Raw genomic sequence first — 26,854 nt, forward strand, 5'->3', positions numbered from 1 at the left:
TCCGCAATTCGAACCGGCCGAGCCCCTAGGGGTTCCGGCCGGTTCGTCGCATCCGGACGAAGCCGAGCACCAGGCCGGCCAGCCCGATCACGGTGAGCGTCCAGGGCACCCATCCGCCGAGGAGGACGGCCGGCGTGAGGCCGTCGCGCAGCTCGACGTCGGTGACCATCGCACCGGACTCGTACGCCGGCAGCGCGTCGATCGTGCTGCCGGACGCGTCGATCACCTGGCTCGTGCCCGTCGTCGAGAGGTTCACGACGGCGCGGCCGGTCTCGATCGCGCGCAGCCTGGCGAACGCGAGCTGCTGGAGGTTCTCGTCGGTGCCGCGGAAGTCCGCGTTGTTCGTCTGCAGCAGGTAGACCTGCGCGCCGTCACGGGCGCCCTCCCAGACGAGGTCGTCGTAGATCACGTCGAAGCAGATCGCGAGACCGGCGAGCACGCCGTCGATGTCGAAGACGGGCGCATTCGTGCCCGGGCTGTAGCCGCGTTGCACGAGCCCGACGAGGTCGGGGGCGAGCGCGTAGTAGAAGTCCCGGTCGGGGATGTACTCGCCGAACGGCACCGGGTTGCGCTTGTCGTACTGGGCCACGGCGCCCTCCCCCGCGACCCACAGGAGCGAGGAGTTGAAGAACTCGTCGCCCGTGGTCGTGACGGTGTTCAGCAGCACCGGCGCGCCGGCACGCGTGGCGACGTCATCGAAGATCGCCGCGGTGCCGGCATCGCGGGTGGGATCGATGTCGGATCCGCCCTCGGGCCACAGCACGACGTCGAGCCCGGGCTCGTCGAGGATCGGCTCGGTGGCGTTCAGCTGGGCCTGCAGCACGTCGCCGCGCGCGCGCACGTCGAAGTAGCCGGACGGCCCGTTGCCCTGCACGCTCGCGACGCGGAAGGTGCCCGCCGCCGCAGTCGGCCAGGCCGGCAGCAGCGCCGCGACGAGCAGCACGATCGCCACCGGGAGGGCACGGCGCGGGCGCCGCCAACCGCGCAGCCGCACCAGTTCGACGATCGCCGCGACCGCCCAGACCATGACGAACGAGAGCCCGGTGAAGCCGATCCACGACACCAGCGGGGCGAACGGGCTCTCCGACTGGCTCGCGGCCACGCGCCCCCACGGGAAGCCGCCGTACGGCAGCGTGCCGGAGGCGAACTCGCGTGCGCACCACAGCGCGGCGACGACGACGGGCAGCAGCACGAGTCGCACCCAGGGCGACGCGCCGACCGCCGGGACCCAGCGGTAGGCCAGCATGATCGCCACGCCGCCGACGGCGACGAACACCGACTCGAACAGCGAGAGCGCCAGCCACGGGACCGGGCCGAGGTAGAGCGAGGTCCAGCCCACGTGCGCGAGCCAGAACGCGGCGCCGAACGCGTACCCCACGCCGAGCGCTCCCCAGGCGCTGCGCCCGACCAGCGGCACCAGCGCCATCGCGACGCCGACGAACGCGAGCGGCCACACGCCCAGGTCGGGGAAGCCGAGGTCGAACACGAGTCCACCGCCGGCTGCGACGAGGAATGCGGCCCAGAGCGGGAGGATCGGCCGGGTGGCGCGCGCGGTGCCGGGTGCCTCGCGCTCGTGCAGCACGGGGCTCACGCGACGGTCCCGTCGGCCACGACGCCCCGGCGGATCGCGTCGATCGCCAGCCGCGCCGTGGCGCCCACGGCGGGGTCGGCCGCCGTGCCGAGCTGGTCGAGCAGGTCGATCACCTGCTTCGTCCAGCGCACGAAGTCGCCCGCGGCCATGTCGGCCACCTCGAGGACCGCGCCGAGCGAGTCCCCGCGTGCCCACGCGTGCATCGGCGTGCAGAGCGCGGTGGCGAGCGGCTCGCTTCCGGAGAGCCGGTGCTCGCGCTCGACGTCGTCGAGCTCGCTCCACGCGTCGCGCGTGCGGTCGAGCGCGATCCGGAAGGCGCCCCGCGGGAGCATCCGCTCGTCGGCGTCGACCAGGTCGCGCCGCGGCTCGTAGACGATCGCGGCGGCGATGGCGGCGAGCGACGGCGCGTCGAGCTGGGTCCACAGCCCGCGGCGGAGGGACTCGGCCACGAGCAGGTCGCGTTCGCCGTAGATGCGGCGGAGGGAGCGGCCGGCGGCCGTGAGCGCGGCTCCGGCCGAGGTCTCGCGCACGTAGTCGAGTTCGAGGAGCACGTCGGTGACCCGGTCGAACACCTTGCCGATCGCGCCGGTGCGCGTGCGGATCTGCCCGGTGAGCTGCTGCTGCTCGCGATGCAGGCGCCACCAGCGCTCCGCCCAGCGCGAGTGCGCCTCGCGGTCGGCGCAGCCGTGGCAGGGGTGCCGACGCATCTGCCTGCGCAGGTCGCCGAGGTCGCGCTGGATCTGCTCCCGATCGGCGTGCGACGCGCCGCCGCGCGAGTTCCTGCGCTCGAGGTCGCTGATGTCGCGGCGGATCCTCGCGTACTCCGCGAAGTCGCCGAGGTGGCAGGTCATCGCCTCGGCGTAGCCGGCGAGGGACTCCTCCTGCTTGCGCACCGTGCGCGCCAGGTCGACCACCGCGCGGTCGGCCTGGAACTGCGCGAACGACGATTCGAGGATCTCCCGCGTGCGATCCCTGCCGAAGCGGTCGATCAGGTTCACCGCCATGTTGTACGTCGGCCGGAAGCTCGAGTTCAGCGGGTAGCTGCGGCGGGATGCGAGCGAGGCGACCGCCTGCGGGTCCATGCCGTCGGTCCACTGGATCACGCTGTGGCCCTCGACGTCGATGCCGCGCCGGCCGGCGCGCCCGGTCAGCTGCGTGTACTCCCCCGGCGTGATCGGCACCCGGGCCTCGCCGTTGAACTTCTCGAGCTTCTCCAGCACGACCGTTCGGGCCGGCATGTTGATGCCGAGCGCCAGCGTCTCGGTCGCGAACACGACCTTCAGCAGCTTCTGCTGGAAGAGGTCCTCGACGACCTCCTTGAACGCCGGCAGCAGCCCGGCGTGATGCGAGGCGACGCCGCGCTGCAGCCCCTCCAGCCACTCGTAGTAGCCCAGCACGGCGAGGTCCTCGTCGCGCAGCGTGCGGCAGCGCTCCTCGACGACCTGGCGGATCTCCTCGCGCTCCGAGGCATCCGTCAGCCGCAGGCCCGAACGCAGCACCTGGCGCACCGCCTGATCGCAGCCGGCGCGCGAGAAGATGAACACGATCGCGGGCAGCAGGTGCGTGTCGTGCAGCTGCCGGATCACCTCGGAGCGGTCGAGCCGCCCCACCGACTCGGGGCGTGCGTGCCAGCGACCCCGATCGCTGCCGCGGCGGCCCCGCGAGGAGCGGCCCTGCAACGATCGCCCGCCCGCCTGGGCCAGCCGCACGAGCTCCGGGTTCACCCGATGCGTGGCCGCGCGGCCCGACGAGTCGAACAGGTCGAGCAGCTTGCTCCGCACCAGCACGTGCTGCTCGAGCGGCACGGGGCGCTCCTCGGAGACGATGACATCGGTGTCGCCGCGCACCGCCTGCAGCCAGTCGCCGAACTCCTCGGCGTTGGACACGGTGGCGCTGAGCGAGACCAGGCGCACTCGGTCGGGGAGGTGGATGATGACCTCCTCCCACACCGCGCCGCGGAATCGATCGGCGAGGTAGTGCACCTCGTCCATGATCACGTAGGCGAGGTCCTCGAGCAGCGGGGAGCCCGCGTAGAGCATGTTGCGCAGCACCTCGGTCGTCATGACCACGATGCGCGCGCCCGAGTTCACGTTCGTGTCGCCCGTGAGGAGACCGACGTCGTCGGCCCCGTAGACGCCCTGCAGCTCCTGGAACTTCTGGTTGCTGAGCGCCTTCATCGGCGCGGTGTAGAACACCTTCGCGTGGGCGTCCTGCATCGCGAGGTGCACCGCGAACTCGGCCACGATGGTCTTGCCCGCACCGGTCGGCGCCGCGACGAGCACGCTGCGGCCCTCGTCGAGGGTGCCGCAGGCGGCCAGCTGGAACGGGTCGAGGTCGAAGCCGAGACGGCCGGCGAACTCCGCGACGCGGGAACCCGCCCGCTGCTGCCGGGACCGCTCGTACCGCTCGGCGGGGCTCAGGGACATCACGTACCCAGCCTAGGCAGCCAGACCCTCCTCGAGCGCACGCAGCCGTCTCGCCACGCGCCGGTCGTGCAGGAACGCGATGAACCAGGCGGTGAAGTACAGCACGATCATCGGGATCGCGAGCATGAACATCGAGATGACGTCGGCCGCGGGCGTCGCGATGGCCGTGAACAGCACGATCACGAGGATCGCGATGCGCCACGACTTGATCAGCGTCGCGGCGCTCAGGATGCCCACGAAGTTCAGCAGCACCAGGAACACGGGCACGACGAAGCCGATGCCGATCGCCAGCACCAGCTTCAGCACGAAGTCGAAGTAGATCTTCGCGTCGAGGTAGCTCACGTCGTCGCTCGGCACGAAGCTCGTCATGAGGGCCACGACGTTCGGCAGCACGAACCACCCGGCGGCGCAGCCGGCGAAGAAGAGCGGAATCGCCGTGAAGAAGAACGCGAAGGTGTAGCGGCGCTCCCGCCGGTTGAGCCCGGGCACCAGGAACGCGAACACCTGGTACAGCCACACCGGGCTCGCGATGACGATGCCGAGCGTGAACGCGATCTGCAGGCGCAGGTCGAACGCACCGGTGATCGTCGGGTAGGTGATCTCGGCGTCGCGCGCCTGCGTCTCCACGATCCGGGTCACCGGTTCGCGGAGCGCGTCCCAGACCCACTCGGACAGGAGCCAGCCGATGACTGCTCCGACGACGATGGCGATCGCCGCCTTGAACAGCCGGTTGCGAAGCTCGATGAGGTGCTCACCGAGCGACATGCGCTTCTCGCGGTTGGCTCCGCGAGGTGCTCTCGCGGCCACCGGGTCAGGAACTCGTGCCGGAGTCGGTGCGCTTGGTGGCCGAGTCGTCCTGGGCCTGCTCGGCGGTTCCGGCGGCGTCGCCCTTCGCCTTCGCGTCGGTGCCGTCGGCGTCGTCGCCGTCCTGGCGCACCTCGCTCTTGAGGATCTTCATGGACTGCCCCAGGCTGCGGGCCAGCGCAGGCAGGCGCGGGGCGCCGAACAGCAGCAGGATGACGACCAGGATGATCAGGAAGTGCCATCCGGAAAGGTTTGCAAACATAGTGACTCTCGTCGTTCGGGGCGGGGTCTGTGCGGGTCAGTCTATCGCGCACGGGCGTGCGCGTGGCCCGCTGGGGAGCACGGGCCTCAGACCGTGTCCGAATCGTGCCCGGCCGGGTAGCGGTCGAGCCCCGCCCGCGCCCAGTCGCGCACCGCACGTCGGGCGTCGTCGGGCGCCAGCACCGTGATCAGCCCGGGCAGCCCGGCGACCAGGCGCTTCAGGCCGTGGAAGTGGGCGACCCGGATCGACGCCCGCACCCGCTCGGCGCCGGCGGCCGCCTTCTCGACGTCGACCAGGTAGTCGCCGAGCAACGGCAGCGCGCTGACCGCGACGTCCACGGTGATCACCAGGTCGTCGTCGCTGCCCTGGAAGAGCTGGTCGGGCAGTGCGACGTCGCTCGCACGGAAGGCGATGGGCTCGTCGGTCAGGGTGAGGTCGCGCATGCGGTCGATGCGGAAGGTGCGCACGGCCTCGCGCAGGTGGCACCAGCCCCGCACGTACCAGTCGACGTCGGACGACTCGATCCGCAGCGGATCGACGCGCCGACGCTCGCGATCGCCGCGGGCGTTCAGGTAGTCGAACTCGATCTGCCGCTCCGACGCCACCGCGTCGCGCACCAGGCCCAGGGCCGCATCCTCGTCCCCTCCTGCGACCGCCACGGAGCTCGGCGTCGCCGACGCACCGCGTGCGAGCTTGCCCATGAGGGTGCCGATCCGCTCGCGATCGAGGTTCTCCGGCACGGCGGAGAGGTACTGCAGCCCGGCGATGAGCGCCGCCGCCTCGCGCGCCGAGAACCGCGGTGAGTCGTCGATGGCGACCTGCTGCACGATCACGATGCGGTCGTGGTCGAGGAACTCGTCCCACGAGATGTCGAAGAGGTCGCCGTGCTGGTAGGCGTGCGTGTCGCCGGGCACGCCGGAGACGGCGATGAGGCGCACGGCCTGCCGGATCGCCTCCTCGTCGACGGCGAAGTGCTCGGCGGCCTCGGCCACGCTCACGCGGCCGTGGTCGAGCAGGTACGGAACGAGGGAGAGCAGGAACGCGAGCTTGTCCTGCGCCTTCAGCGGCGGCGGCTTGGCCATCAGTCGTCCCCTCCGTCGTGGGCGGATGCCACGCGCTCGAGGCGCGACCGGACGCCGTCGGCGAGGGTTGCGGGCGCCGTCACGCGCACCTCCGGCCCGAAGGCCGCGAGCTCGTCGGCGACGATCTCGGCGTCGGTGTAGTGCAGGCGGTAGCCGGTGCCCTCGGCGATCGCGCCGCGACGTCGCGCGAGCCGCACCGCGGCGTCGCTGTCGGGCTCGACCTCCAGGTCGGCGACCTGGGAGCGCCAGAGCTCGTCCAGCTCCGCGAGCGCCTGCTCGGCCATGCCGGGCTCGGGCGCGTCGAAGGTGCTGCCCGGCACGACCGACACGTCGCCGACGATGCGCGACAGCAGGAACGTGCGGCGTGCGCCGAGCTCGCGGTCCCACGCGTAGAGGTGCCAGCGGCCCTCGTGCAGCACGACCGCCCACGGTGCCACGGTGCGGCGTCGCGGTGCGGACCGGCCCGGGTTCAGGTAGTCGAATCGCACGACCTGGCGGCGGTCGAGCGCCTGGCTGAGCGGCTCGAACGCGCTGTCGCGCACGCGCAGCCGCGGCGCGTACCCGATGACCGGCTCGCGCGGCTCGACGCCGAGCGAGCGCAGCTTCGTGAGCGCGCGGCGCGACTCCCCCGACAGGCTGCCCTCGCGCCACACGGTCGCCGCGAGCGCGAGCAGGGCGGACTCCTCGGGCGTGAACGTCACGTCGTCGGGGAGGTCGTACAGCCCCTTCGGGATGCGGTACCGGAGCGACTGGTTGTCACCCGGGCGGTCGGGCGACTCGAGGGTCTCGATCGGGATGCCGAGCTCGCGCACGTCGTCCTTGTCGCGCTCGAACTGGCGCTCGAGCGCCTGGTTCGCGCCGCCGCGGTCGTAGCGCTGGCGGTAGCCCTGGACGGTCGAGAGGATCTCGGACTTGGTCAGCCCGGACTCGGTGGCGAGCAGCGCGAGCACGAGGCTGAACAGTCGTTCCTCGACCGACACGCGGTCCTGGTTCGCGGCTGCTGACGACGGCACAGGTGCGATCATACCGACGCGCGGGTCCGGGTCAGTCGATCCCCAGGATGTCGATCACGAACACCAGCGTCGCGCCCGGCGGGACCGCGCCGGAGCCCTGGTCGCCGTAGCCGTCCTCCGGGGTGATCGTCGCGATCACCTGGCTGCCGACCTGCTGGCCGACGATGGCCTGGGAGAAGCCGGGGATCACGTCGGCGCCCTCGCCGACCGTGAACGACGCGGGGCTGCCGTTCTGCCAGCTCGAGTCGAAGACCGAGTTGTCGTCCCACAGCACGCCCGTGTAGTGCACGGTGACCGAGTCGCCCGACTCGACCGTGGGGCCGTCGCCCTGCCGCAGCACCGCGACCTCGGTCTCGGTGGGCGGGTCGGTCGCCGGCACCGTGATGCCGGGGCGCCCGTCGGGACCGAGCACGACCGCGGGGAACCCGGAGGTGCCGGGACGGATCGAACCGTTCGCGCGCGGCAGGTAGGTGCGTTCCACGTCGACCACGAACAGGAGCGTGTCGTCGGGTGCGACGCCGAGCTGCACGCTGCCGGCCTCGCCGAAGCCGTCGGCCGGGGGCACCGCGATCAGCACGCGCGAACCCTCGGAGGCGCACTGCAGCCCGGTGAACAGGCCCGGCAGCAGCGTGCCCTCGTCGAGCACCGCCGGGATCGGGTCGGTGTCGCGGTCCGCCTCCTGGATCGTCGCACCGGTCGAGGCGTTGTACACGGACAGCTTGACGAGTGCCTTCTGGCCGGCCACGAGGGTGTCGCCCGTGCCGTCGATCAGCACGTCGCACTCCGTCTCCTCCGCGATCACCGGCGTCGGGAAGTCGACGCGCGGGGTCGTCCCGAAGGAGCCGCCGACGGTGACGAGGTCGGTCGCGGGGCCGGGGCCGGCCGCGTCCTCCGACGCGGGCGCGGAGCATCCGGTCAGGGCGAGCGCCAGGGCGCCTCCGGTCGCGATGAGCGCGAGAGTCCGTCGCACAGGTCCTCGATTCGTGGTGTCGTTCGGGTGGCGGTCGGCGGATGCGGCCGGAAGCATCCTACCCGTCGTCGGCGGTGCGCCTCTGCGCCAGCTCCGCGGAGGCGCTCGCCTCGCGGACGCGCTTGCGCAGCGCCTTGTCGCTGACGTTCCGCTCGCCGAGCGCGCCCGGCGTCCACGCCTCGACGTCCTCGTCGCTGAAGTCGGACTTCGATGCGCGGCGCTTGAGGTCGGGCAGCACGACGCCGGGAGCGAGGCGCCGCGCCGTGATGAGGAACCCGGTGTGCGCGACCATCCGGTGGTCGGGCCGCACCGCGAGACCCTCGACGTGCCAGCCGCGCACCATGGTCTCGCTCGACGCCGGGTTGGTGTAGCCGCCGGTCGCGCGGATGGCCTCGGCGACACGCGACAGCTGCGTGGCGGTGGCCACGTAGCAGAGCAGCACGCCGCCGGGCTTCAGCGCGGCCGAGACGGCGTCGAGGGTCTCCCACGGCGCGAGCATGTCGAGCACGACGCGGTCGACGGATGCCTCGGGGGCGGTCTCCGGCAGGGTGTGCGCGAGGTCCCCGGCGGTGACGCTCCAGTTCGACGGCACCTCGCCGAAGTAGGTCTGCACGTTGCCGCGCGCGACGTCGGCGAACTCCTCGCGGCGCTCGAACGACAGCAGCCGCCCGCCCGAGCCGATCGCGCGCAGCAGCCAGAGCGACAGCGCTCCGGAGCCGACTCCCGCCTCGACGACGGTCGCCCCGGGGAAGATGTCGGCCTGCGCGAGGATCTGCGCGGCGTCCTTCGGGTAGACGATCGCGGCGCCGCGCGGCATCGACATGACGAAGTCGGCGAGCAGCGGCCGCAGCGCCAGGTACTCGATGCCGGCCTGGTTGACGACCACCGAGCCGTCGGGCAGCCCGATCAGGTCGTCGTGGGCGATCCCGCCCTTGTGCGAGTGGAACACCTTGCCCGGTTCGAGCGTGATGGTGTGCAGCCGGCCCTTGGGGCCGGTCAGCTGCACGCGGTCGCCGACGGTGAAGGGCCCGCTGGGCTGGGGGGCGGATGCGGCGCTCATGCGTGCTCCCCCGTGCGCGCGGCTGCGAAGACGGCGACCAGGTCGTCGACCGTGCGGCCGCCGAGGCTCGGCCAGCGCTCGTGCGCGGGCTCGTCGTCGAGCGGGAGGATGTGCGGCACGCCCATGGTCACGGCGCCCGAGGCCATGGCGGCGGCGAGGCCCGTCGGCGAGTCCTCGACGGCGAGGCAGTCCTCGATCGCCACGCCCAACAGCTCGGCGGCGCGCAGGTAGGGCTCGGGGTGCGGCTTCGCGTGCGTCACCGCGTCGCCCGTGACGATCGCGTCGAAGGCCGGGAAGCCCATGGCCGCGACCACGTCGTCGGCCATCGAGCGGATCGACATGGTCACGAGGGCGGTGCGGATGCCCCGCTCGCGCAGCGCCTGCAGCAGCTCGCGGGCGCCGGGCTGCCACGGCACGCCCTCGGACGCCAGCAGGCCCCGCACCTGGTCGGTCAGCCCGTGCACGATGCGGTCCTCGGGCAGGTCGACGCCGTACCCCTGCAGGATGCGCGCCGACGGCCAGAGCCCGCTGCCGACCAGTGCGAGCGCGTCCTCCTGGGTCCAGGTGCCGCCGAACGACTCGACCAGCTCCGTCTCCGCGCGGATCCAGTACGGCTCGGTGTCGACGAGGGTGCCGTCCATGTCCCAGAGGACCGCGGCGGGTAGGGCTTCGCTCACGACCGTCAAGTCTACGTGCAGCGCCTATTGTGGACCTGAGGGCGGCGCGAGCCGCCCGGAGGGGAACGCGCGGGCGTAGTGGCAGACGAACACGGGATCAACGGCGGCAGGATCCTCGTCGTGGCCTTCGAGGGCTGGAACGACGCCGGCGAGGCCGCGTCGGGAGCGGCGCAGGCCGTGATCGACCACCTCGACCTCGTCGAGATCGGCGCGGTCGACCCCGAGCTCTACTACGACTACCAGTTCACCCGTCCGACCGTCGCGATGGGCGACGACGGCGTGCGCCGGCTCACCTGGCCGGGCGCCCGCCTGCTCGGCCCCGCTCCGGGCGCACCCGACGACGAGGACGACGAGCGCGTGACCGGGCCGGGCGCCGACCAGGTGCACGTGCTGATCGGCGCCGAGCCCGCGCGCACCTGGAAGGGCTTCGCCTCCGAGATCATCGACGGCGCGCTGTCCGCGGGCATCGAGGTCGTCGTCTTCCTCGGCGCGATGCTCGCCGACGCGCCGCACACGCGCCCGCTCTCGGTGTTCGTCTCGAGCGACAACCCGGAGGTGCGCGACGAGCTCGGCATCGACCGGCCGAGCTACGAGGGGCCCGTCGGCATCCTCAGCGTGCTCTCCGACGCCGCGGAGCGCGCGGGCATCCCGACCCTGTCGCTCTGGGCCTCGGTGCCGCACTACGTGCACAACTCGCCGTCGCCGAAGGCCGTGCTCGCGCTGCTGTCGAAGCTCGAGGAGATCACCGGGCTCAGCGTGCCGCGCGGCTCCCTGGAGTCGGATGCCGCGGCCTGGGAGGCGGGCGTGGATGCGCTCGCCGCCGACGACGAGGACATGGCCGCCTACATCGAGCAGCTCGAGCAGGCGCGCGACACCGTCGACTCCCCCGAGGCGAGCGGCGAGGCCATCGCGCAGGAGTTCGAGCGCTACCTCAGGCGGCGCGGGGACGGACCCGGCGACACCCGCGGCGAGCAGCCCTGGCGGCCGCGCGACTGAGCGTCGCCACCGGGGCATGCGCTCGTCGACCGCGGCGCCGGCTCGGGGGCATCCGCTCGCCCCGTGCGGGAACCGCCGTCAGGCGTCGATCGTGCCCGTCGCGAGCAGCACCATGATCGTGCCGCCGAGCAGCACCCGGTAGATCACGAACGGCAGGAAGCTGCGCTTGGAGATGTAGCTCATGAAGAACGCGATCACGAGGAGCGCGACCACGAACGCGACGAGCGTCGCAGCGGCCGTCTCGACCGGGCCGTAGACGCCCGGCTCGCCCCAGCTCTTGAACAGCTGGTAGAAGCCCGAGCCGAACACCGCGGGGATCGCCAGCAGGAACGCGTAGCGGGCCGCCGCGGCGCGCTCGTAGCCCATGAGGAGCCCCGCGGTGATGGTGCCGCCCGAGCGCGAGACGCCCGGGATGAGCGCGAGCGCCTGCGCGAACCCGTAGATGATGCCGTGCCCGTAGGTGAGGTCGTCGAGCCCCCGGCGCTTCGCGCCGATCCAGTCGGCGATGCCGAGCAGGATGCCGAAGACGATGAGGGTCGTGGCGACGATCCAGAGCGAGCGCAGCGTGGTCTCGATCTGGTCCTGGAAGATCAGGCCGAGCACCACGATCGGGATCGAGCCGAGGATGATCAGCCAACCCATGCGCGCGTCGGGGTCGTTGCGGGGCACGCGTCCCCAGAGCGCGAGCCACCAGCGCGAGACGATGCGCACGATGTCGCGCCAGAAGAAGACGACGACCGCCGCCTCGGTGCCGATCTGCACGATCGCCGTGAATGCCGCGCCCGGGTCGGCCGCGTTCGGCAGGAACTCGCCGAGGATGCGCAGGTGCGCGCTGGAGGAGATCGGCAGGAACTCGGTGAGCCCCTGCACGAGTCCGAGGATCAGCGCTTCGATCATGCCGGGCTCACCTTCCGCCCCGCGCGGCGGGGCCGCGTGTCGTTGCGGTGGGGATCGCTCAGTAGTCGAGCAGCAGGTCCTGCAGGACCCTGCTCCCGAAGACTAGTGCGTCCAGCGGCACCCGCTCGTCCACCCCGTGGAACATGGCCGGGAAGTCGAGGTCGGCGGGCAGCCGGAGCGGCGCGAAGCCGTAGCCGGCGATGCCGAGGCGGCTGAGCGCCTTGTTGTCGGTGCCGCCCGAGAGCAGGTACGGGAAGACCGGCACGCCCGGGTCGTGGTGCTCGAGCGTCGCCTTCACGGCGTCGACGAGCGGGCCGCTGAACGGGGTCTCGAGCCCGACGTCGCGCACGACCGTCTCGATCTCGATGTCGTCGCCGACGATCTCGCGCACGCGGGCGAGCACGGCGTCCTCCTCGCCGGGGAGCGTGCGGATGTCGATCAGCGCCTCGGCGCGGTCGGGGATGACGTTGTGCTTGTAGCCCGCGGTCAGCAGCGTGGGGTTCGTGGTGGTGCGCAGGGTCGCGCTGAGGAAGCCCGCCGCCGAGGTGCGCAGGACGAGCTCGTCGGGCGAGACCTGCTGCGGGTCGGCGCCCGTCACCCGGGCGATCTCGGCGAGCAGCGCACGCGTCGTGTCGACCAGGTGCAGTGGCCACTCCTCGCGACCGAGGGCTGCGACCGCCTCGGCGAGGCGGGTGATCGCGTTCTCGCGCACGAGCCGGGAGCCGTGCGCGGCGGGTCCGCGGGCGACCAGGCGGATCCAGACCAGCGCCTTCTCCCCCGTCTGCAGCAGGTAGGCGCGCTCGCCGCCGAGGTGCACCGAGTAGCCGCCGACCTCGCTGATCGCCTCGGTCGCACCGGCGAACACCTCCGGGTGGTGGTCGACCATCCAGCTCGAGCCGAAGAGGCCGCCCGCCTCCTCGTCGGCGAAGAACGCCAGCACCAGCTCGCGCTCGGGCTGCCGGCCCGAGGCGAGGATGTCGCCGACGGCCGTGAGGATCATGGCGTCCATGTCCTTCATGTCGACCGCTCCCCTGCCCCAGAGCAGGCCGTCGCGCACCTCGCCCGCGAACGGGTCGACGCTCCAGTTGCGCGGGTCGGCGGGCACCACGTCGAGGTGTCCGTGCACCACGAGTGCGGGCTTGTCGGGGTTCGCGCCCGGCACGCGGGCGACCACGCTCGTGCGCCCCGGTGCGGCGTCGAACAGCCGGGGCTCGAGGCCCATCGCCGACAGGTGCGCCTCGACGTACTCGGCCGCCTCGGTCTCTCCCTCGGAACGCCCCTCACCGTGGTTCGTGGTGTCGAACCGGATCAGGTCGCGGGCGATCCGGACGGTCGGCTCGAGCGCGTCGGTGCCGGTGGGGACGGGGTGCTCGGATGCCTCGGACATGCCCCACACGCTACCCCGGATGCCGCGCGGCGATCGGCCCGGGGCATCCGCCTGCATGGTTCGGCGCACCGTTCGATCCGTGGTAATGTCTTCTCTCGGGCCTGCGGGAGATCGCGGGTTCGCAACACACGCGCGGGTGGCGGAATTGGCAGACGCGCTAGCTTGAGGTGCTAGTGCCCGTATTAGGGCGTGGGGGTTCAAGTCCCCCCTCGCGCACGGTGTGAGAACGGCCGGATCGGATGATCCGGCCGTTCGTCGTTTGTGCGGCTGATCCCGTTTCGGGGGCTTCCCCATCGAGCGTGCGCCCCTGTTCGCGGTCGAGGGCCGGTTCTTCGCCTGAGGGCGAAAGCTTCAGCCCTCAGGCGAAGAAACGGCCCTCAGACCTCTCATTCGGGCGCGACGTACTCGATGTGGGTGGGTGCCGGTTCGGTGGTGTCGAGTGGCGCGGGACGAGTGGCATCCGCCGCTTGACTCATTCGAACATACGTTCGAACATGGGGTGTGGCACTCACCGCTCCCCTCCGGCCGTCCCGCGTCTCCGCGGGCGAGGCCCGCGAACGCGCCGACGCGCTGCGCGCACGCATCGCCGACATGCAGTCGACCAGGCTCGAGGGGCGGGCGATCCCGACACTGCCGGCGCTGCACGACCTGCTGCCCGGCGGGGTGCTGCGCGAGGGCGGCGCGTACGGGGTCGAGGGGTCGACGAGCCTCGTCATGGCGATGCTCGCCGGTGCGTCGGGGGCCGGGTCGTGGTGCGCCGTCGTCGGCGTGCCGGGGTTCGGCGCCGAGGCCGCACGGCTCGCGGGACTCGACCTCGACCGGCTCGTGCTCGTGCCCGAACCCGGGCGGCACTGGCTGGCGGTGGTCGCCGCGCTCGTCGACGTGATTCCGGTCGTGGCGGTGCGCCCGCCCGAGGCGGTCGGGGCGGCGGATGCCTCGCGGCTCGGCGCCCGGCTGCGCCAGCGCCGTGCGGCGCTCGTGGTCGACGGCTCCTGGCCGCAGAGCGAGGTGCAGCTGCGGGTCGCCGAGAGCCGCTGGACCGGGCTCGGCGACGGGCACGGGCGGCTCGCCGCGCGCGAGGCGGTCGTGACGGCGTCGGGCCGGGGCGGGTTCGGGCGCGCGAGCACCGCGCGGCTGCTGCTGCCGGGCGCGCATGCCGCGGCGGAACGGGTCGACGAGGGTGCGCTCGGCGACACGGGCGGGCGCGCCGGGGCGGAGCAGGCGCCGGCCCCGCTGCGGAGGGTCGCCGGATGAGCGCCGGGCCCGAGGCATCCGACCCCCGGCGCACCATCGTGGTGTGGTGCCCCGACTGGCCGGTCATCGCGGCCGCACGCGAGGCGGGGCTCTCGCTCGAGTCGCCGCTCGCCCTGGTCGAGAAGGGCCTCGTGTTCGCCTGCTCGGGCGCGGCACGGCGCGACGGGGTGGCGCGCGGGCTGAAGCTGCGCGAGGCGCAGTACCGCTCCCCCGCGCTCGAGCTGCTCGACTACGACGCCGGGCTCGACGCGCGCGCCTTCGAGCCCGTGGTGCGACGGGTCGAGGAGACCACGCCCGGCGTGCAGCTGCTGCGCCCCGGTGCGCTCGCGGTGCGGGCACGCGGGCCGGTGCGGTACTACGGCGGCGAGGCCGAGGCCGCCGAGGCGCTGCGGGCCGCGGTGGGCGGGTTCGGGCTGCCCGTGCGGGTGGGTGTCGCCGACGGGCCGTTCGCGGCCGAGCAGGCGGCACGCGCGACCTCGGAGGCGGCGCCGGTGCTGCGGGTCGAGCCGGGCGGGTCGGCCGCGTTCATCGCGCCGCTGCCCGTGGGCGTGCTCGTCGACCCGCGCACCGCGACGCTGCTGCACCGGCTCGGGGTGCGCCGGCTCGGCGAGTTCGCCGCGCTGCCCGCCGACGACGTGCTGCGTCGGTTCGGGCCGACCGGTGCGTTCGCCCACGACCGCGCGGCGGGCCGCGACGGCGCCCGGGTGCTCGCGCGCACGCCACCGCCCGAGTGGGACGAGCAGGTCGAGTTCGAGCCGCCGCTCGACCGCATCGACCAGCTCGCGTTCGCGTTCCGCACCCGGGCGGAGTCGTTCATCGAGCGCCTCACCGCGGCGAAGCTCGTCTGCACCGCGGTGCACATCGAGATCGTCGACGACGAGGGCGGCGTCTCGGCGCGCGACTGGCTGCACCCGCGCTGGTTCACGCCGGGCGACGTGCTCGACCGCATCCGCTGGCAGCTGCAGGGGTCGGGCGGCGCCGACGCGGGGCTGGGCTCGCCGATCGCGCGGGTGCGCGTGCACCCCGAGCGGCTCGACTCCACGGGCAACCACGAGGAAGGGCTCTGGGGCACCGGCCCCGACGAGCGCGTGCACCACGGGCTCACCCGCGTGCAGGGCATGCTCGGGCACGAGGGCGTCGTCACCGCGACCATCGGGGGCGGGCGCATGCTCGCCGACCGCGAGGTGCACGTGCCGTGGGGCGACCGGCCGCCCGAGGGGGTGTCCGACCGCCCCTGGCCCGGGTCGCTGCCCGCGCCGCTGCCCGCGACCGTGTTCCGCGAGCGGGTGGCGGCCGGGCTCGTCGACGCCGACGGCGCCGCGATCACCGTCGACGAGCGCGGGTCGATCAGCGCACCGCCGGCCGCGTTCACCGTCGCCGGGCTCGCGGCGCCCGGCGGGCCGCGCCGGGTGCGGGCCTGGGCGGGGCCGTGGCCGGTCGTCGAACGGTGGTGGGACGCCGCGACCGCGCGGCGCGCGCACCGGTTCCAGGTGGTCGACGACGACGGAGCCGCCTGGCTGCTCGTGCGCGACGCCGACGAGTGGCGCGCCGAGGCGAGGTACGACTGATGGGCTGGAACAACCCGCCCATCCCCTGGTCGGAACTCGAGCGCACCCTGTCGGACGCGAGTCGCCCCGGGCCGCCCCGGCCGATCGCGGACGGCGGCGACGCTCCGGCCTTCTCCCGCAAGCGGCATCCGTACCGCCCGCCCGTCGACGAGGCGCCCGCAGAGCCCACGGCGACCGTGCCGTACGCCGAACTGCACGTGCACTCCGCGTTCAGCTTCCTCGACGGAGCATCGCAGCCCGAGCGGCTCGTCGAGGAGGCGCACCGGCTCGGCCTCGCAGGGCTCGCCCTCACCGACCACGACGGCTTCTACGGCATCGTGCGCTTCGCCGAGGCCGCCGAGGCGTACCCCGAGCTCGCGACCGCGTACGGCGCGGAGCTCTCGCTCGGCCTCACCACCCCGCAGATGGGCATGGCCGACCCCGAGGGCGACCACCTGCTCGTGCTCGCGCGCGGCGAGGCGGGCTACCACCGGCTCGCATCGGCCATCACGGCCGGCCAGCTCGCCGGCGGCGAGAAGGGCCGGCCCACCTACGACCTCGACGAGCTCGGCGAGCGGGCGGGCGGCGAGTGGGCGGTGCTGAGCGGATGCCGCAAGGGCACCGTGCGCCGCGCGCTCGAGACGGGCGGGGCGGATGCCGCGGGGCGCGAGCTCGAGCGCCTGTCCGAGCGCTTCGGCCGGGAGAACGTGTTCGTGGAGCTGTTCGACCACGGGCATCCGGGCGACCAGGACGCCAACGACCTGCTCGCGGGCCTCGCCGGCCGCCACGGCATGCCCGTGCTCGCGACCAACGCGGTGCACTTCGCCACGCCGCCCGAGCACCGGCTCGCCTCGGCGGTCGCCGCCGTGCGCGCGCGCCGCAGCCTCGACGAACTCGACGGCTGGCTGCCCGCGACCGGCACGGCCCACCTGCGCTCGGGCGCCGAGATGGCCGAGCGGTTCCGCCGCTACCCCGGCGCCGTCTCGCGCACGGTCGAGCTCGCGGAGCAGCTGTCGTTCCGGCTGCGCAGCGCCCGGCCGCGGCTGCCCCGGCAGGAGGTGCCCGAGGGGCACACGCCCATGAGCTGGCTGCGCGAGCTCGCCTGGCGCGGCGCGGCCGAGCGCTACCCGGGCGACCCGGCGCACGTGCGGGCGAGGATCGCGCAGGAGCTCGACGTCATCGAGCAGAAGGACTTCCCCGGCTACTTCCTCATCGTGCACGACATCGTGCGGGAGGCGCGCTCCCGGGGCATCCTCTGCCAGGGCCGCGGGTCTGCCGCGAACTCGGCCGTCTGCTACGTGCTCGGCATCACCGCGGTCGACTCGATCTTCTACGAACTGCCGTTCGAGCGGTTCCTGTCGAGCATGCGCGACGAGGAGCCCGACATCGACGTCGACTTCGACTCCGACCGGCGCGAGGAGGTCATCCAGTACGTCTACGAGAAGTACGGCAGGCAGAACGCCGCGCAGGTCGCGAACGTCATCAGCTACCGGCCGAAGGTCGCCGTGCGCGACATGGCCAAGGCGCTCGGCTACTCCACCGGCCAGCAGGACGCGTGGTCGCGGCAGGTCGAGCGCTGGGGGTCGGTCGTGTCGACCGACGACCACGACATCCCGCAGCCGGTGGTCGAGCTCGCCGAGCAGGTGCTGGGCTTCCCTCGGCACCTCGGCATCCACTCGGGCGGCATGGTGCTCACCGACCGGCCCGTCGGCGAGGTGTGCCCCATCGAGCACGCCCGCATGGAGAAGCGCACCGTGCTGCAGTGGGACAAGGACGACTGCGCCTGGATGGGCCTGGTGAAGTTCGACCTGCTCGGGCTCGGCATGCTCGCCGCGCTCCAGTACGCGATCGACCTCGTGCACGCCGCGACCGGCGAGGAGTGGTCGCTCGCCACGCTGCCGAAGGAGGAGCAGGCGGTCTACGACATGCTCTGCCGGGCCGACTCGATCGGGGTGTTCCAGGTCGAGAGCCGCGCCCAGATGGGCACGCTGCCACGCCTCAAGCCCCGCCGGTTCTACGACCTCGTCGTCGAGATCGCGCTCATCCGCCCCGGCCCCGTGCAGGGCGGTGCGGTGCACCCGTACATCCGCCGGGCGACCGGGCAGGAGGAGGTCACCTACCTGCATCCGAAGCTCGAACCCGTGCTCTCGCGCACCAAGGGCGTGCCGCTGTTCCAGGAGCAGCTCATGCAGATGGCCGTCGCGGTCGGCGACTGCACCGCCGAGGACGCCGACCTGCTGCGCCGCGCGATGGGCTCCAAGCGCGGCATCGAGCGCATCGACTCGCTGCGCGAGAAGCTCTACGCCGGCATGGCGCGCAACGGCATCGACGCCGAGACCGCCGACGCGATCTACGGCAAGATCCAGGCGTTCGCGAACTTCGGCTTCGCCGAGAGCCACGCGATCAGCTTCGGCCTGCTCGTCTACGCGAGCTCGTGGTTCAAGCTGCACTACCCCGCCGCGTTCCTCGCCGCGCTGCTGCGCGCCCAGCCGATGGGGTTCTACTCGCCGCAGACGCTCACCGCCGACGCGCGGCGGCACGAGGTCGAGGTGCTGCGCCCCGACGTGCAGCGGTCGGGCGCCGAGGCCGTGCTCGAACCGCTCGCAGGCGAGGGGCTCGGTGGGTCGGATGCCGCGCGGCGACCCGCCACGGGGCGCGACGGATGCCTCGATCAGGTGCAGCCGCCGGTCGGGCCGTTCGAGCGGTCGGCGCCCGACGAGTCGGAGGCGCATCGGCGCGACGGGGCGTTCGCGGTGCGGCTCGGGCTCGCGGAGATCCACTCGATCGGTGATGCGGTGGCGGCGCGGATCGTGGCCGAGCGCGAGGCGCGCGGACCGTACCGCGACATGGCCGACGTCGCCCGGCGGGTCGGGCTCGACACCGAGCAGCTCGAGGCGCTCGCCGCCGCGGGGGCGTTCGCCTGCTTCGACCTCGACCGGCGGCAGGCGCTCTGGCTCGCCGGCGAGGCCGCGCAGGACCGCCCCGACACGCTCGCAGGTTCCGTCGTGGTCGTGCAGCCGCCGCTGCTGCCGATGCTCACCGACGCCGAGCAGGTGGTCTACGACCTCTGGGCGACCGGCGTCTCGACCGACGACCACCCGATCCGGCACGTGCGCGAGTACCTCGACGCGCGCGGGGCGATCCGCATCGACCGGCTCGGTGCGGCCCAGCACGGCCGGCGCATCGAGGTGGGCGGGGTCGTCACCCACCGGCAGCGGCCTGCGACCGCGAGCGGCATCACGTTCCTGAACCTCGAGGACGAGTCGGGCACGCTGAACGTCATCGCCGGCGTCGGCGTCTGGACGCGCTACCGGCGCGTGGCCCGCGAGGCGCCCGCGATGGTCGTGCGCGGGGTGCTCGAACGCTCCCCCGAGGGCGTGACGAACCTCGTCGCCGACCGGTTCGAGTCGCTCGCCGTGTCGGCCGCGAACCGGTCGCGCGACTTCCGCTGACGCGCGCTGCGCGACGCCGAGGGCGCGTCCGCGACGGCGGGAGTAGCGTGAGGATCGGGTCGCGCCGTCCGCGGCGCGTCCGCCCGGGAGGGGGTGGGCAGGATGCCGCCGGGATCGTCCGCGCCGCTGTACACCCGAGCGTTCATCGCGCTGACCGCGACCGAACTGCTGTACTTCACCGCGACGGGGATGTCGCTGTACGCGCTGCCGCTGTTCGTCACCGGACCGCTCGGCGGCGACGAGGCCGGCGCCGGACTCGCGGTGGGCGCGTTCGCCGTGTCCGCCCTCGTCCTGCGGCCCTTCGCGGGGCGGCTGAGCGACCGGGTGGGGCGTCGTCCGCTCATCCTCGGCGGGGCGCTGCTGGCGGCCGTGGCGCTCGCGCTGCTCCTCGTCGCCGCGCACCTCGCCGTGGTGGTGCTGCTGCGCCTGCTCGCCGGCGTCGCCGAGGCCGCGTTCTTCGTCGCGATCTTCGCCGCGGTCGCCGACCTGGCCCCGCCCGAGCGCACGGGCGAGGCGCTCTCGATCAACTCGCTCGGGCTCTACCTCGGCCTCACGTTCGGCCCGCCGCTCGCGGAGGCGCTGCTCGGGTTCGGCGGGTTCCCGACCGTGTGGATCGGCGCGACCGCGCTGGCGCTGGCGGGTGCCGGGCTCGGCCTCCTCGTCGGCGAGACCAGCACCGCGCGCACGCCGCCGGGGGCGCCGCTGCACATCCTCCACCGCCCCGCGGTCCCGATCTCGCTCGGCTTCCTCACCGCGCTCATCGCGATGGGCGGGTACCTGGCCTTCGCATCGCTCCACGCCCAGTCCATCGGGGTCCCGAACGCCAGCCTCGCCCTCCTCACGTTCGGCGCGGTGGTCGTGGTGTGCCGCATCGCGTTCGCGCGCGTGCCCGACCGCCTGCCGTCGCTGCCGCTCGGCGCCTCCGCGCTGGCGGGCATCGCCGCCGGACTGGTCATCGCGGCCGCCTGGCAGGACCTCGCCGGGCTGCTCGTCGGCGCCGCCGTGCTCGGCGTGGGCGTGGCGTACAGCACGCCCGCATTCTTCTCCGCGGTGTTCGCCACGGCCGCACCGAACGAGCGTGGCCTCGCCTCCGGCACCGCGAGCGCCGCCATCGACCTGGGCCTCGGCATCGGGCCGATCCTCCTCGGCCTCGTGGCCGCGTCGTCGGGCATCGCCTGGGCGTTCGCCGTCGGCGCGCTCGTCGCGCTCGCCGGTGCCGCCTGGACGCTCGGCCTCGCGCACCGGACGCGGTCGCGCGCCGCGGGCTGACCCGCACCCGCCGGGGCGGCTCGCCGAGCCGGCGGAGACGCGGAACGGTGAGCGGACGGGAGGGGCGAGCCGGCGTGCGGAAGTCGTCGAGGGCGGGCGCGCACGCCGGAGGCAGGCCCGCGGGGTGTCGGGCGCACGCGCGCCGGCGGCTCGGCTAGCCTCGTGCGGTGCCCCTCGACAGCGACCCCCACGACCGGTACGGCAGCGACGTCCTCGCGGGCGACTGGCGCGCTCGGGGCCGGCGCACGATCCCCGACGTGCCGGCCGAACGCGACCTCGTCGTCGAGCGCGCCGACACCGGTTGGTGCGGCGCGGTCATCGGCTTCGAGCAGCGGCACGTGGTGCTCGAGGACCGGCACGGCGCACGCCGCCTGTTCCCGCTCGGCACCGGGTTCCTGGTCGACGGCGAGCCGGTCCGGCTCACCGCCCCGGCGATGCGGGCTCCCACCGGACGCACGCGCACCGCATCCGGCTCGTTCGCCGTGCCGCAGCAGCGCGCGCGCACGGCGCGGGCGAGCCGCATCTTCGTCGAGGGCCGGCACGACGCGGAGCTCGTCGAGAAGGTCTGGGGCGCCGACCTCCGCGCCGAGGGCGTCGTGGTCGAGTACCTCGAGGGCGTCGACGACCTCGACGCGATCGTGCGTGAGACCGCTCCGGCCGCCGACCGGCGCATCGGCGTGCTCGTCGACCACCTCGTGACGGGCTCGAAGGAGCGGGCGATCGCCGACCGGGTCGCACGTGGGCCGTACGGCGCCCACGTGCTCGTGGTCGGGCACCCCTACGTCGACGTCTGGCAGGCCGTGAAGCCCGCACGACTCGGGGTGCGGGCGTGGCCGGTGATCCCGCGCGGCACGTCGTGGAAGCACGGCGTGTGCGCGGCCTTCGGCTGGCCGCACGACGACCAGGCGGACATCGCGCGGGCCTGGCAGCGCATCCTCGGCGCGGTGCGCGACTGGAACGACCTCGAGCCCGAGCTGCTCGGCCGCGTCGAGGAGCTCATCGACTTCGTCACGGCGGGCGAGGACCGCTGACCGGCCCACGCCGGCCGGCTCCCGGAGGCGCCGGACGGCCCCCGATCAGCCGATCGTGGTGCCGAAGGCCAGGCCGAGCACGTAGGTGACGCCCGCCGCCCCCAGGCCGATCGCGAGCTGCCGCAGCGCCCGCTTGCCGGGCGAGGCGCCCGACAGGATGCCCACGACGGCGCCGGTCGCCAGCAGCGCGATGCTCACGAGCACGAGCGCCACGACGAGCGCGAGGGTGCCGTCGGCGCCGAAGAGGTACGGCAGCACGGGGATCAGCGCCCCCGTCGCGAAGAAGCAGAAGCTGGAGATCGCCGCCGCCATTCCGGTGCCCACGGCCTCCGCCTCGTCGTGGGCGGCGGGGATCGCCGTCGAGTCGACGGCGCCCTTCGCCCGCACGCCCGCGATCACGCGCCCGGCATGGGCCGTGGCGTCGGCGGGGTCCATCCCGCGCGCCCGGTAGACGAGCGCCAGTTCGTTGGCGTCGACGTCGAGGTCGGGCAGCGCGGCACGTGCGGCGGGGTCGGGGGCGGATGCCTCGAGCAGTTCGCGCTGCGAACGCACCGACACGTACTCCCCAGCGCCCATCGAGAGGGCACCTGCGAGCAGGCCCGCGATGCCCGTGAAGAGCACGACCCCGCGGTCGACGCCGGTCGCGGCCATGCCGAGCACGAGGGCCAGGTTCGACACGAGTCCGTCGTTGGCGCCGAACACGGCGGCGCGGAACGTGCCCGACAGGCGGCGGCGCCCGCGCGCGGCGAGGCCGCGGACGACCTCGCCGTGGATCTTCTCGTCGGCGGCCATGGCCCGCGTGGCATCGGGGTCGTCGGCGTACGGCGACCGGGCCTCCGCCTGCTGGGCCAGCGCCAGCACGAAGATCGAGCCGAACCGGCGTGCGAGCCCGGCGAGCATGCGCGTGCGGAAGTCGGCGCGGGGCAGGCGCGCGTCGTCGTCGCCGAGCAGCCGGAGCCAGTGCTCCTCGTGGCGTCGCTCGGCGTCGGCGAGGGCGAGGAGGATCTCGCGCTCCTCGCCGTCGCGACGTCCGGCGAGCTCGCGGTACACCGCGCCCTCGGCGCGCTCGTCGGCGAGGTACCGCCGCCACTTCGCGCGCGCGGCGGCTTCCGATCGTGCGTCCACCGGCATCGCAACTCCTCCCGTCGGCCCGTGCGGCCGACGACCACGCTAGCGGCGCGGTCTGCCGGGACCGGCACCGGAGCACCGGATTGGCAGCATTTCGGAGTGCCGAACGCCCGCCGGCATCAGCGCACGAGTTCCTGCCAGCCGTCGCCGTCGGCGTACTCGAAGATGAGGTTGGTCTCGGTGTGGGCGACCGCCGGATGCCCCGTGAGGTAGCTGAGCACGAACTCGCGCAGCTCGCTCGCGTCGCGGGCGGCGACATGCAGCAGGTAGTCCTCCGCACCCGCCATGTGGAACAGCCCGAGCACCCCCGGGAAGTGCGTCGCGGCCTTGCGGAACTCGTCGATCTCGCTGCGCGCGTGCTTGACGAGCCGCACCGCGATGAGCGCCTGGAGCGACGCCCCGAGGGCCTCGAGGTCGATGTCGACGTGGTAGCCGCGGATGTAGCCGCCAGCCTGGAGCTTGCGGATGCGCAGCGACACCGTGGACTCGGCGACGCCGACCTCGGCGGCGAGGGCGGAGCCGGACGCGCGTGCGTTGGCGGAGAGGGCGCGCAGCAGGGCGCGGTCGATGCGGTCGAGCTCGGGTGGCTGGGCGTGCATGCGATTCCTCGAGGTCGGGGGCGGGCGCGGGGCGGAGCGGTCGGTCAGCCGGTCGTGCCGGCATCGGGCGGTTCGACGACGGGCAGCGGACCGGTCGTCGGCGGGCCGTCGACGACGAGTGCCTCCACCCGCACCGGTTCCGGGCGGTTGGTGATGCCGAGTGCCGAGATGACACCGCCGATCGCGAGCATGCCGGCGGTGGCGATCGCGGCGCGGTGGTAGCCGACCACGTCGAGCGCGGTGCCGACGATCACGCCCGAGAAGGCGACCGCGACGAGTCCGGCGATGCGGGCGATCGCGTTGTTCACGGCCGAGCCGATCCCGGCGTGCGACGGGTCGACCGCGCCGAGGATGGCCGAGGTGAGCGGGGCGACCGTGATCGCCATGCCCAGCCCGAGGAGGAGCACGCCCGGGAAGAACTGGGTCCAGTAGAACGCGTCCGCGTCGACCGCGAGCGTGAGCAGGAACCCGACCGCGCACACCAGCGGCCCGACGGCCATGAACAGGCGCGGTCCGTAGCGGCCCGACAGCCCGCCGAACCAGGACCCGAGGAGCACGAGCATGATCGTCGGGGGCAGCGTCGCGAGGCCGGCTTGGAGCGCGCCGTAGCCGCCGACCTCCTGCACGAAGATCGTGATCGCGAACGGCCCGAACGCGAAGCCGGCGTAGACGAACCAGGTCGCGAGGTTGCCGATGCCGAAGTTGCGCGACCGGAACAGCGCGAGGGGCAGCATGGGCGCGGGGACGCGGGACTCCCACCAGATGAAGGCGGCGAGGGCGACGACGCCCACGACGAACGGCACCAGGATGACGGGCGAGCCCCAGCCGAAGCGCCCCTGCTCGATGAGCGCGAACACCGTGCCCCCGAGGCCCAGCACGCCGAGCAGGGCCCCCACCCAGTCGACCCGCGGCCGGTGGAGCAGCGGCTCGTCGCGGCCGAGGGCCCGCATGAGCGCCAGCACGACCACGATCGGCACGATGTTGATGGCGAAGATCAGCCGCCAGGAGACCGTGTCGACGAGCAGTCCGCCGAGCAGCGGCCCGACGAGGAAGGCCGAGGTCGTCCAGGCCGTCCAGCGGCCGATGGCGCGCCCCTGCTCCGGACCCGAGAACGTCGAGACGATGAGCGCGAGCGAGCTCGGCACGAGCAGCGCGCCGGCGGCGCCCTGGAGTCCGCGGGAGAGCACCAGGATCTCTCCGGTCGGCGCGAACGCGCACAGCAGCGAGGTCACCCCGAATCCGTAGAGCCCGATTCGGATGATGCGCAACCGCCCGAACGAGTCGGAGAGCGACCCGGCGATGAGGATCAACGACCCGAGGGTCAGCAGGTAGGCGTCGACGACCCACTGCTGCAGCACCAGTCCCCCGCCCATCTCCCCGGAGATCGCGGGCAGCGCCACGTTCGTGATCGCGCCGTCGAGGAAGGCGCAGAACGAGACGATGACGGCGACGACGAGGACTCGCGAGGAGCGGCTCACGTGGACACGATAGCGCCGCGCGCTCAGTGGGACGAGAGGCGGGACCGCAGGTGGTCGATCCGGGCCTGCAGCTGGGTGACGCTCGCCTTGGAGACCTCGGGGCCGCCGCACCGGCGCCGGAGCTCAGCGTGGATCAACCCGTGGGGCTCGCCCGAGAGGCGGGACCACATGCCCACGAGGCTGTTCAGCAGGGTGCGCTGCTCCTTGAGCGTGCGGTAGAGCGCGACCGGCTGCTCCGCCTCCGGCGCCGGGGCCGCTGCGCCGGTGCGCCCCCGCTGGCGTGCGCGGCGCTCCTGACGCGCCTGACGGTGCCGCAGCAGGTCGGAGACCTGCTCGGGCTCCAGCAGGCCGGGGATGCCGATGAAGTCGAGCTCCTCGTCGCTGCCGGGCTCGGCGAGCGTGCCGAACTCGGTGCCGTCGTAGAGGGCGCGGTCGAAGGTCGCGCTCGAGCCGAGGGCCTCGTAGGTCCACTCCGATGCGAGTTCCTCGGAGGCGCGCTCCTCGCGATTCGCCGCGTCGAGCAGCCCGTCGTCGAGTCCGGGGGCGTCGTCGTCATCGGTGCGGCGGTCGAGGGCGTGGTCGCGCTGCGCCTCGAGCTCGCTGGCGAGGCCCATGAGCCCGGGCACGTTCGGGAGGAACACCGATGCGGTCTCCCCACGCCGACGGGCGCGTACGAAGCGGCCGATCGCCTGCGCGAAGAACAGCGGCGTGGAGGCGGAGGTCGCGTAGACGCCGACGGCGAGCCGCGGCACGTCGACGCCCTCGGAGACCATCCGCACCGCCACCATCCAGCGCCGGTCCCCCGCCGAGAACTCCTCGATCCGCGCGCTGGCCTCCTTCTCGTCCGACAGGACGACGGTGACGGGCTCGCCGGCGATCTGCTCGAGGATCTGCGCGTACGCGCGGGCCGTCGACTGGTCGGTCGCGATCACGAGTCCGCCCGCGTCGGGGATGGCGTGTCGCACCTCGGTGAGCCGTCGGTCGGCGGCCCGCAGCACGGCGGGGATCCAGTCGCCCGTCGGCTCGAGCGCGGTCCGCCACGCCGCGGAGGTGATGTCCTTCGTGTTGTCCTCGCCGAGCCGCGCCTCCATTTCGTCGCCGGCGCTCGTGCGCCACCGCATGTGGCCGGCGTAGACCATGAAGATCACCGGGCGCACGACGCCGTCCTCCAGAGCGCGCCCGTAGCCGTACGCATAGTCGGTGCGCGAGACGCGGACGCCGTGCTCGTCCGGCACGTAGTCGACGAACGGGATCGGCGCGGTGTCGGAGCGGAACGGCGTGCCGGTGAGCGAGAGGCGCCTGGTCGCGTGGCCGAACGCCTCGCGGATCGCGTCGCCCCAGCTCAGCGTGTCGCCGCCGTGGTGCACCTCGTCGAGGATGACGAGCGTGCGGCCCGACAGGGTGAGCTCGGCGTGCAGCGCGGGCCGCATGGCGACCTGCGCGTAGGTCACCGCGACGCCGTGGAAGTGCCGCGCCTGCGCGCCGTGGGCGTTGCGGAAGCCGGGGTCGAGGCGGATGCCCGCGCGGGCGGCGGCGTCCGCCCACTGGCGCTTGAGGTGGTCCGTGGGAGCGACGACGGTGATCCGGTCGATGACGTGGCGCGCGCGCAGTTCGGCGGCCAGTCGCAGCGCGAACGTCGTCTTGCCGGCGCCGGGCGTCGCGGCGGCGAGGAAGTCGCGCGGCATCGCCTCGAGGTAGCGCTCGAGCGCCTCGGCCTGCCAGGCGCGGAGCTTGCTCGCCGTGCCCCAGGCGGCGCGCTCGGGGAACGAGGGTGACAGGTGCTCGGCGGCCGAGGTACCGGGCAGGTGTCCGGGCGGGGTCGCTGTGCTCACTCGACGAGAATCTACCGGCACCCTCCGACCTCGTCCGAATCGACACGGGCGTCCCGGGCGCGTCCCCGTCGACGGGCCGGCACGTCGACGGATCGCGGC

General features: G+C 73.5%; 21 protein-coding genes and 1 tRNA gene. 7 read left to right on the forward strand and 15 right to left on the reverse strand.

The features are described 5' to 3' along the window. Positions 1 to 25: 25 nt before the first annotated feature. The 9 genes from lnt to ABZK10_RS14040 all read right to left on the reverse strand — a co-directional run bounded on the left by lnt (position 26) and on the right by ABZK10_RS14040 (position 9,885). Positions 26 to 1,591 carry an apolipoprotein N-acyltransferase gene (gene lnt / locus ABZK10_RS14000; RefSeq protein WP_353809914.1) on the reverse strand — a complete coding sequence of 522 codons (1,566 nt, stop codon included), beginning with the start codon at positions 1,589 to 1,591 and terminating at the stop codon, positions 26 to 28. After that, positions 1,588 to 4,017, reverse strand: coding sequence for a DEAD/DEAH box helicase (locus ABZK10_RS14005; protein ID WP_353809915.1), 2,430 nt, complete (start codon positions 4,015 to 4,017; stop codon positions 1,588 to 1,590). The genes lnt and ABZK10_RS14005 overlap by 4 nt, the downstream gene beginning before the upstream one ends. A 12-nt stretch (positions 4,018 to 4,029) precedes the next feature. Beyond that, positions 4,030 to 4,782, reverse strand: a complete 753-nt coding sequence (gene tatC, locus ABZK10_RS14010; RefSeq protein WP_353809916.1) for a twin-arginine translocase subunit TatC — start codon at positions 4,780 to 4,782, stop codon at positions 4,030 to 4,032. Between the two features lie 46 nt (positions 4,783 to 4,828). Continuing rightward, positions 4,829 to 5,083, reverse strand: coding sequence for a Sec-independent protein translocase subunit TatA (gene tatA / locus ABZK10_RS14015; protein ID WP_353809917.1), 255 nt, complete (start codon positions 5,081 to 5,083; stop codon positions 4,829 to 4,831). A gap of 86 nt (positions 5,084 to 5,169) precedes the next feature. Continuing rightward, positions 5,170 to 6,165 (reverse strand): helix-turn-helix transcriptional regulator, encoded by a 996-nt coding sequence (locus tag ABZK10_RS14020; RefSeq protein ID WP_353809918.1) that lies wholly within the window; start codon positions 6,163 to 6,165, stop codon positions 5,170 to 5,172. After that, positions 6,165 to 7,178: a helix-turn-helix transcriptional regulator gene (locus ABZK10_RS14025; RefSeq protein WP_353809919.1), complete on the reverse strand. Its 1,014-nt coding sequence runs from the start codon at positions 7,176 to 7,178 to the stop codon at positions 6,165 to 6,167. The genes ABZK10_RS14020 and ABZK10_RS14025 overlap by 1 nt, the downstream gene beginning before the upstream one ends. 31 nt (positions 7,179 to 7,209) lie before the next feature. Further along, entirely contained in the window at positions 7,210 to 8,148 is a 939-nt protein-coding gene (locus ABZK10_RS14030) for an FKBP-type peptidyl-prolyl cis-trans isomerase (RefSeq protein ID WP_353809920.1), read from the reverse strand. Between the two features lie 58 nt (positions 8,149 to 8,206). Further along, positions 8,207 to 9,208 carry a tRNA (adenine-N1)-methyltransferase gene (locus tag ABZK10_RS14035; RefSeq protein WP_353809921.1) on the reverse strand — a complete coding sequence of 334 codons (1,002 nt, stop codon included), beginning with the start codon at positions 9,206 to 9,208 and terminating at the stop codon, positions 8,207 to 8,209. Beyond that, positions 9,205 to 9,885 (reverse strand): HAD family hydrolase, encoded by a 681-nt coding sequence (locus tag ABZK10_RS14040; protein ID WP_353809922.1) that lies wholly within the window; start codon positions 9,883 to 9,885, stop codon positions 9,205 to 9,207. The genes ABZK10_RS14035 and ABZK10_RS14040 overlap by 4 nt, the downstream gene beginning before the upstream one ends. A 78-nt stretch (positions 9,886 to 9,963) precedes the next feature. Here ABZK10_RS14040 and ABZK10_RS14045 point away from each other — a divergent pair, with 78 nt between their 5' ends. Next, a complete protein-coding gene (locus ABZK10_RS14045; RefSeq protein WP_353809923.1) occupies positions 9,964 to 10,881 on the forward strand; it encodes a PAC2 family protein in 918 nt (305 codons plus the stop codon). Positions 10,882 to 10,959: 78 nt separating this feature from the next. Here the strand turns inward: ABZK10_RS14045 and ABZK10_RS14050 are convergent, their stop codons facing one another. Beyond that, a complete protein-coding gene (locus tag ABZK10_RS14050) occupies positions 10,960 to 11,778 on the reverse strand; it encodes an undecaprenyl-diphosphate phosphatase (protein ID WP_353809924.1) in 819 nt (272 codons plus the stop codon). A 58-nt stretch (positions 11,779 to 11,836) separates the two neighbouring features. Continuing rightward, on the reverse strand, positions 11,837 to 13,165 hold the full coding sequence (locus tag ABZK10_RS14055; protein ID WP_353809925.1) for a M20/M25/M40 family metallo-hydrolase: 1,329 nt from the start codon (positions 13,163 to 13,165) through the stop codon (positions 11,837 to 11,839). A gap of 130 nt (positions 13,166 to 13,295) precedes the next feature. Here ABZK10_RS14055 and ABZK10_RS14060 point away from each other — a divergent pair. From ABZK10_RS14060 to ABZK10_RS14085, 6 genes are all read left to right on the forward strand, one after another. Beyond that, positions 13,296 to 13,381 (forward strand) — tRNA-Leu (locus ABZK10_RS14060). A gap of 285 nt (positions 13,382 to 13,666) precedes the next feature. Then, entirely contained in the window at positions 13,667 to 14,419 is a 753-nt protein-coding gene (gene imuA', locus ABZK10_RS14065) for a DnaE2-dependent mutagenesis accessory factor ImuA' (RefSeq protein WP_353809926.1), read from the forward strand. Next, positions 14,416 to 15,987, forward strand: a complete 1,572-nt coding sequence (locus tag ABZK10_RS14070; RefSeq protein WP_353809927.1) for a DNA polymerase Y family protein — start codon at positions 14,416 to 14,418, stop codon at positions 15,985 to 15,987. The genes imuA' and ABZK10_RS14070 overlap by 4 nt, the downstream gene beginning before the upstream one ends. Beyond that, complete coding sequence (locus ABZK10_RS14075) at positions 15,987 to 19,418, forward strand: error-prone DNA polymerase (protein WP_353809928.1); 3,432 nt, start codon at positions 15,987 to 15,989, stop codon at positions 19,416 to 19,418. The genes ABZK10_RS14070 and ABZK10_RS14075 overlap by 1 nt, the downstream gene beginning before the upstream one ends. 102 nt (positions 19,419 to 19,520) lie before the next feature. Continuing rightward, positions 19,521 to 20,687: an MFS transporter gene (locus ABZK10_RS14080; protein WP_353809929.1), complete on the forward strand. Its 1,167-nt coding sequence runs from the start codon at positions 19,521 to 19,523 to the stop codon at positions 20,685 to 20,687. 167 nt (positions 20,688 to 20,854) lie between these two features. Then, positions 20,855 to 21,718 (forward strand): DUF3097 domain-containing protein, encoded by an 864-nt coding sequence (locus ABZK10_RS14085; protein ID WP_353809930.1) that lies wholly within the window; start codon positions 20,855 to 20,857, stop codon positions 21,716 to 21,718. A gap of 45 nt (positions 21,719 to 21,763) precedes the next feature. On the opposite strand, the gene ABZK10_RS14090 is transcribed toward ABZK10_RS14085, so the two are convergent. From ABZK10_RS14090 to ABZK10_RS14105, 4 genes are all read right to left on the reverse strand, one after another. Beyond that, on the reverse strand, positions 21,764 to 22,849 hold the full coding sequence (locus ABZK10_RS14090; RefSeq protein ID WP_353809931.1) for a VIT1/CCC1 transporter family protein: 1,086 nt from the start codon (positions 22,847 to 22,849) through the stop codon (positions 21,764 to 21,766). A gap of 116 nt (positions 22,850 to 22,965) precedes the next feature. Beyond that, positions 22,966 to 23,445 carry an Lrp/AsnC family transcriptional regulator gene (locus ABZK10_RS14095; RefSeq protein ID WP_353809932.1) on the reverse strand — a complete coding sequence of 160 codons (480 nt, stop codon included), beginning with the start codon at positions 23,443 to 23,445 and terminating at the stop codon, positions 22,966 to 22,968. Positions 23,446 to 23,489: 44 nt separating this feature from the next. Then, complete coding sequence (locus tag ABZK10_RS14100; RefSeq protein WP_353809933.1) at positions 23,490 to 24,923, reverse strand: MFS transporter; 1,434 nt, start codon at positions 24,921 to 24,923, stop codon at positions 23,490 to 23,492. Positions 24,924 to 24,946: 23 nt separating this feature from the next. Continuing rightward, positions 24,947 to 26,755, reverse strand: a complete 1,809-nt coding sequence (locus tag ABZK10_RS14105; RefSeq protein WP_353809934.1) for a DEAD/DEAH box helicase — start codon at positions 26,753 to 26,755, stop codon at positions 24,947 to 24,949. Positions 26,756 to 26,854: the final 99 nt, after the last annotated feature.

The sequence above is a fragment of the Agromyces sp. SYSU T00194 genome, from assembly GCF_040496035.1.
Classification (GTDB): Bacteria; Actinomycetota; Actinomycetes; order Actinomycetales; family Microbacteriaceae; genus Agromyces; species Agromyces chitinivorans.

Coding starts and splice junctions, on each gene's coding strand:
- tatA (WP_353809917.1), bottom strand. CDS start 5,083: ATGTTTGCAAACCTTTCCGGATGGCACTTCCTGATCATCCTGGTCGTC.
- ABZK10_RS14055 (WP_353809925.1), bottom strand. CDS start 13,165: ATGTCCGAGGCATCCGAGCACCCCGTCCCCACCGGCACCGACGCGCTC.
- ABZK10_RS14090 (WP_353809931.1), bottom strand. CDS start 22,849: ATGCCGGTGGACGCACGATCGGAAGCCGCCGCGCGCGCGAAGTGGCGG.
- ABZK10_RS14050 (WP_353809924.1), bottom strand. CDS start 11,778: ATGATCGAAGCGCTGATCCTCGGACTCGTGCAGGGGCTCACCGAGTTC.
- ABZK10_RS14035 (WP_353809921.1), bottom strand. CDS start 9,208: ATGAGCGCCGCATCCGCCCCCCAGCCCAGCGGGCCCTTCACCGTCGGC.
- tatC (WP_353809916.1), bottom strand. CDS start 4,782: ATGTCGCTCGGTGAGCACCTCATCGAGCTTCGCAACCGGCTGTTCAAG.
- ABZK10_RS14075 (WP_353809928.1), top strand. CDS start 15,987: ATGGGCTGGAACAACCCGCCCATCCCCTGGTCGGAACTCGAGCGCACC.
- ABZK10_RS14005 (WP_353809915.1), bottom strand. CDS start 4,017: ATGTCCCTGAGCCCCGCCGAGCGGTACGAGCGGTCCCGGCAGCAGCGG.
- ABZK10_RS14070 (WP_353809927.1), top strand. CDS start 14,416: ATGAGCGCCGGGCCCGAGGCATCCGACCCCCGGCGCACCATCGTGGTG.
- ABZK10_RS14020 (WP_353809918.1), bottom strand. CDS start 6,165: ATGGCCAAGCCGCCGCCGCTGAAGGCGCAGGACAAGCTCGCGTTCCTG.
- ABZK10_RS14080 (WP_353809929.1), top strand. CDS start 19,521: ATGCCGCCGGGATCGTCCGCGCCGCTGTACACCCGAGCGTTCATCGCG.
- ABZK10_RS14095 (WP_353809932.1), bottom strand. CDS start 23,445: ATGCACGCCCAGCCACCCGAGCTCGACCGCATCGACCGCGCCCTGCTG.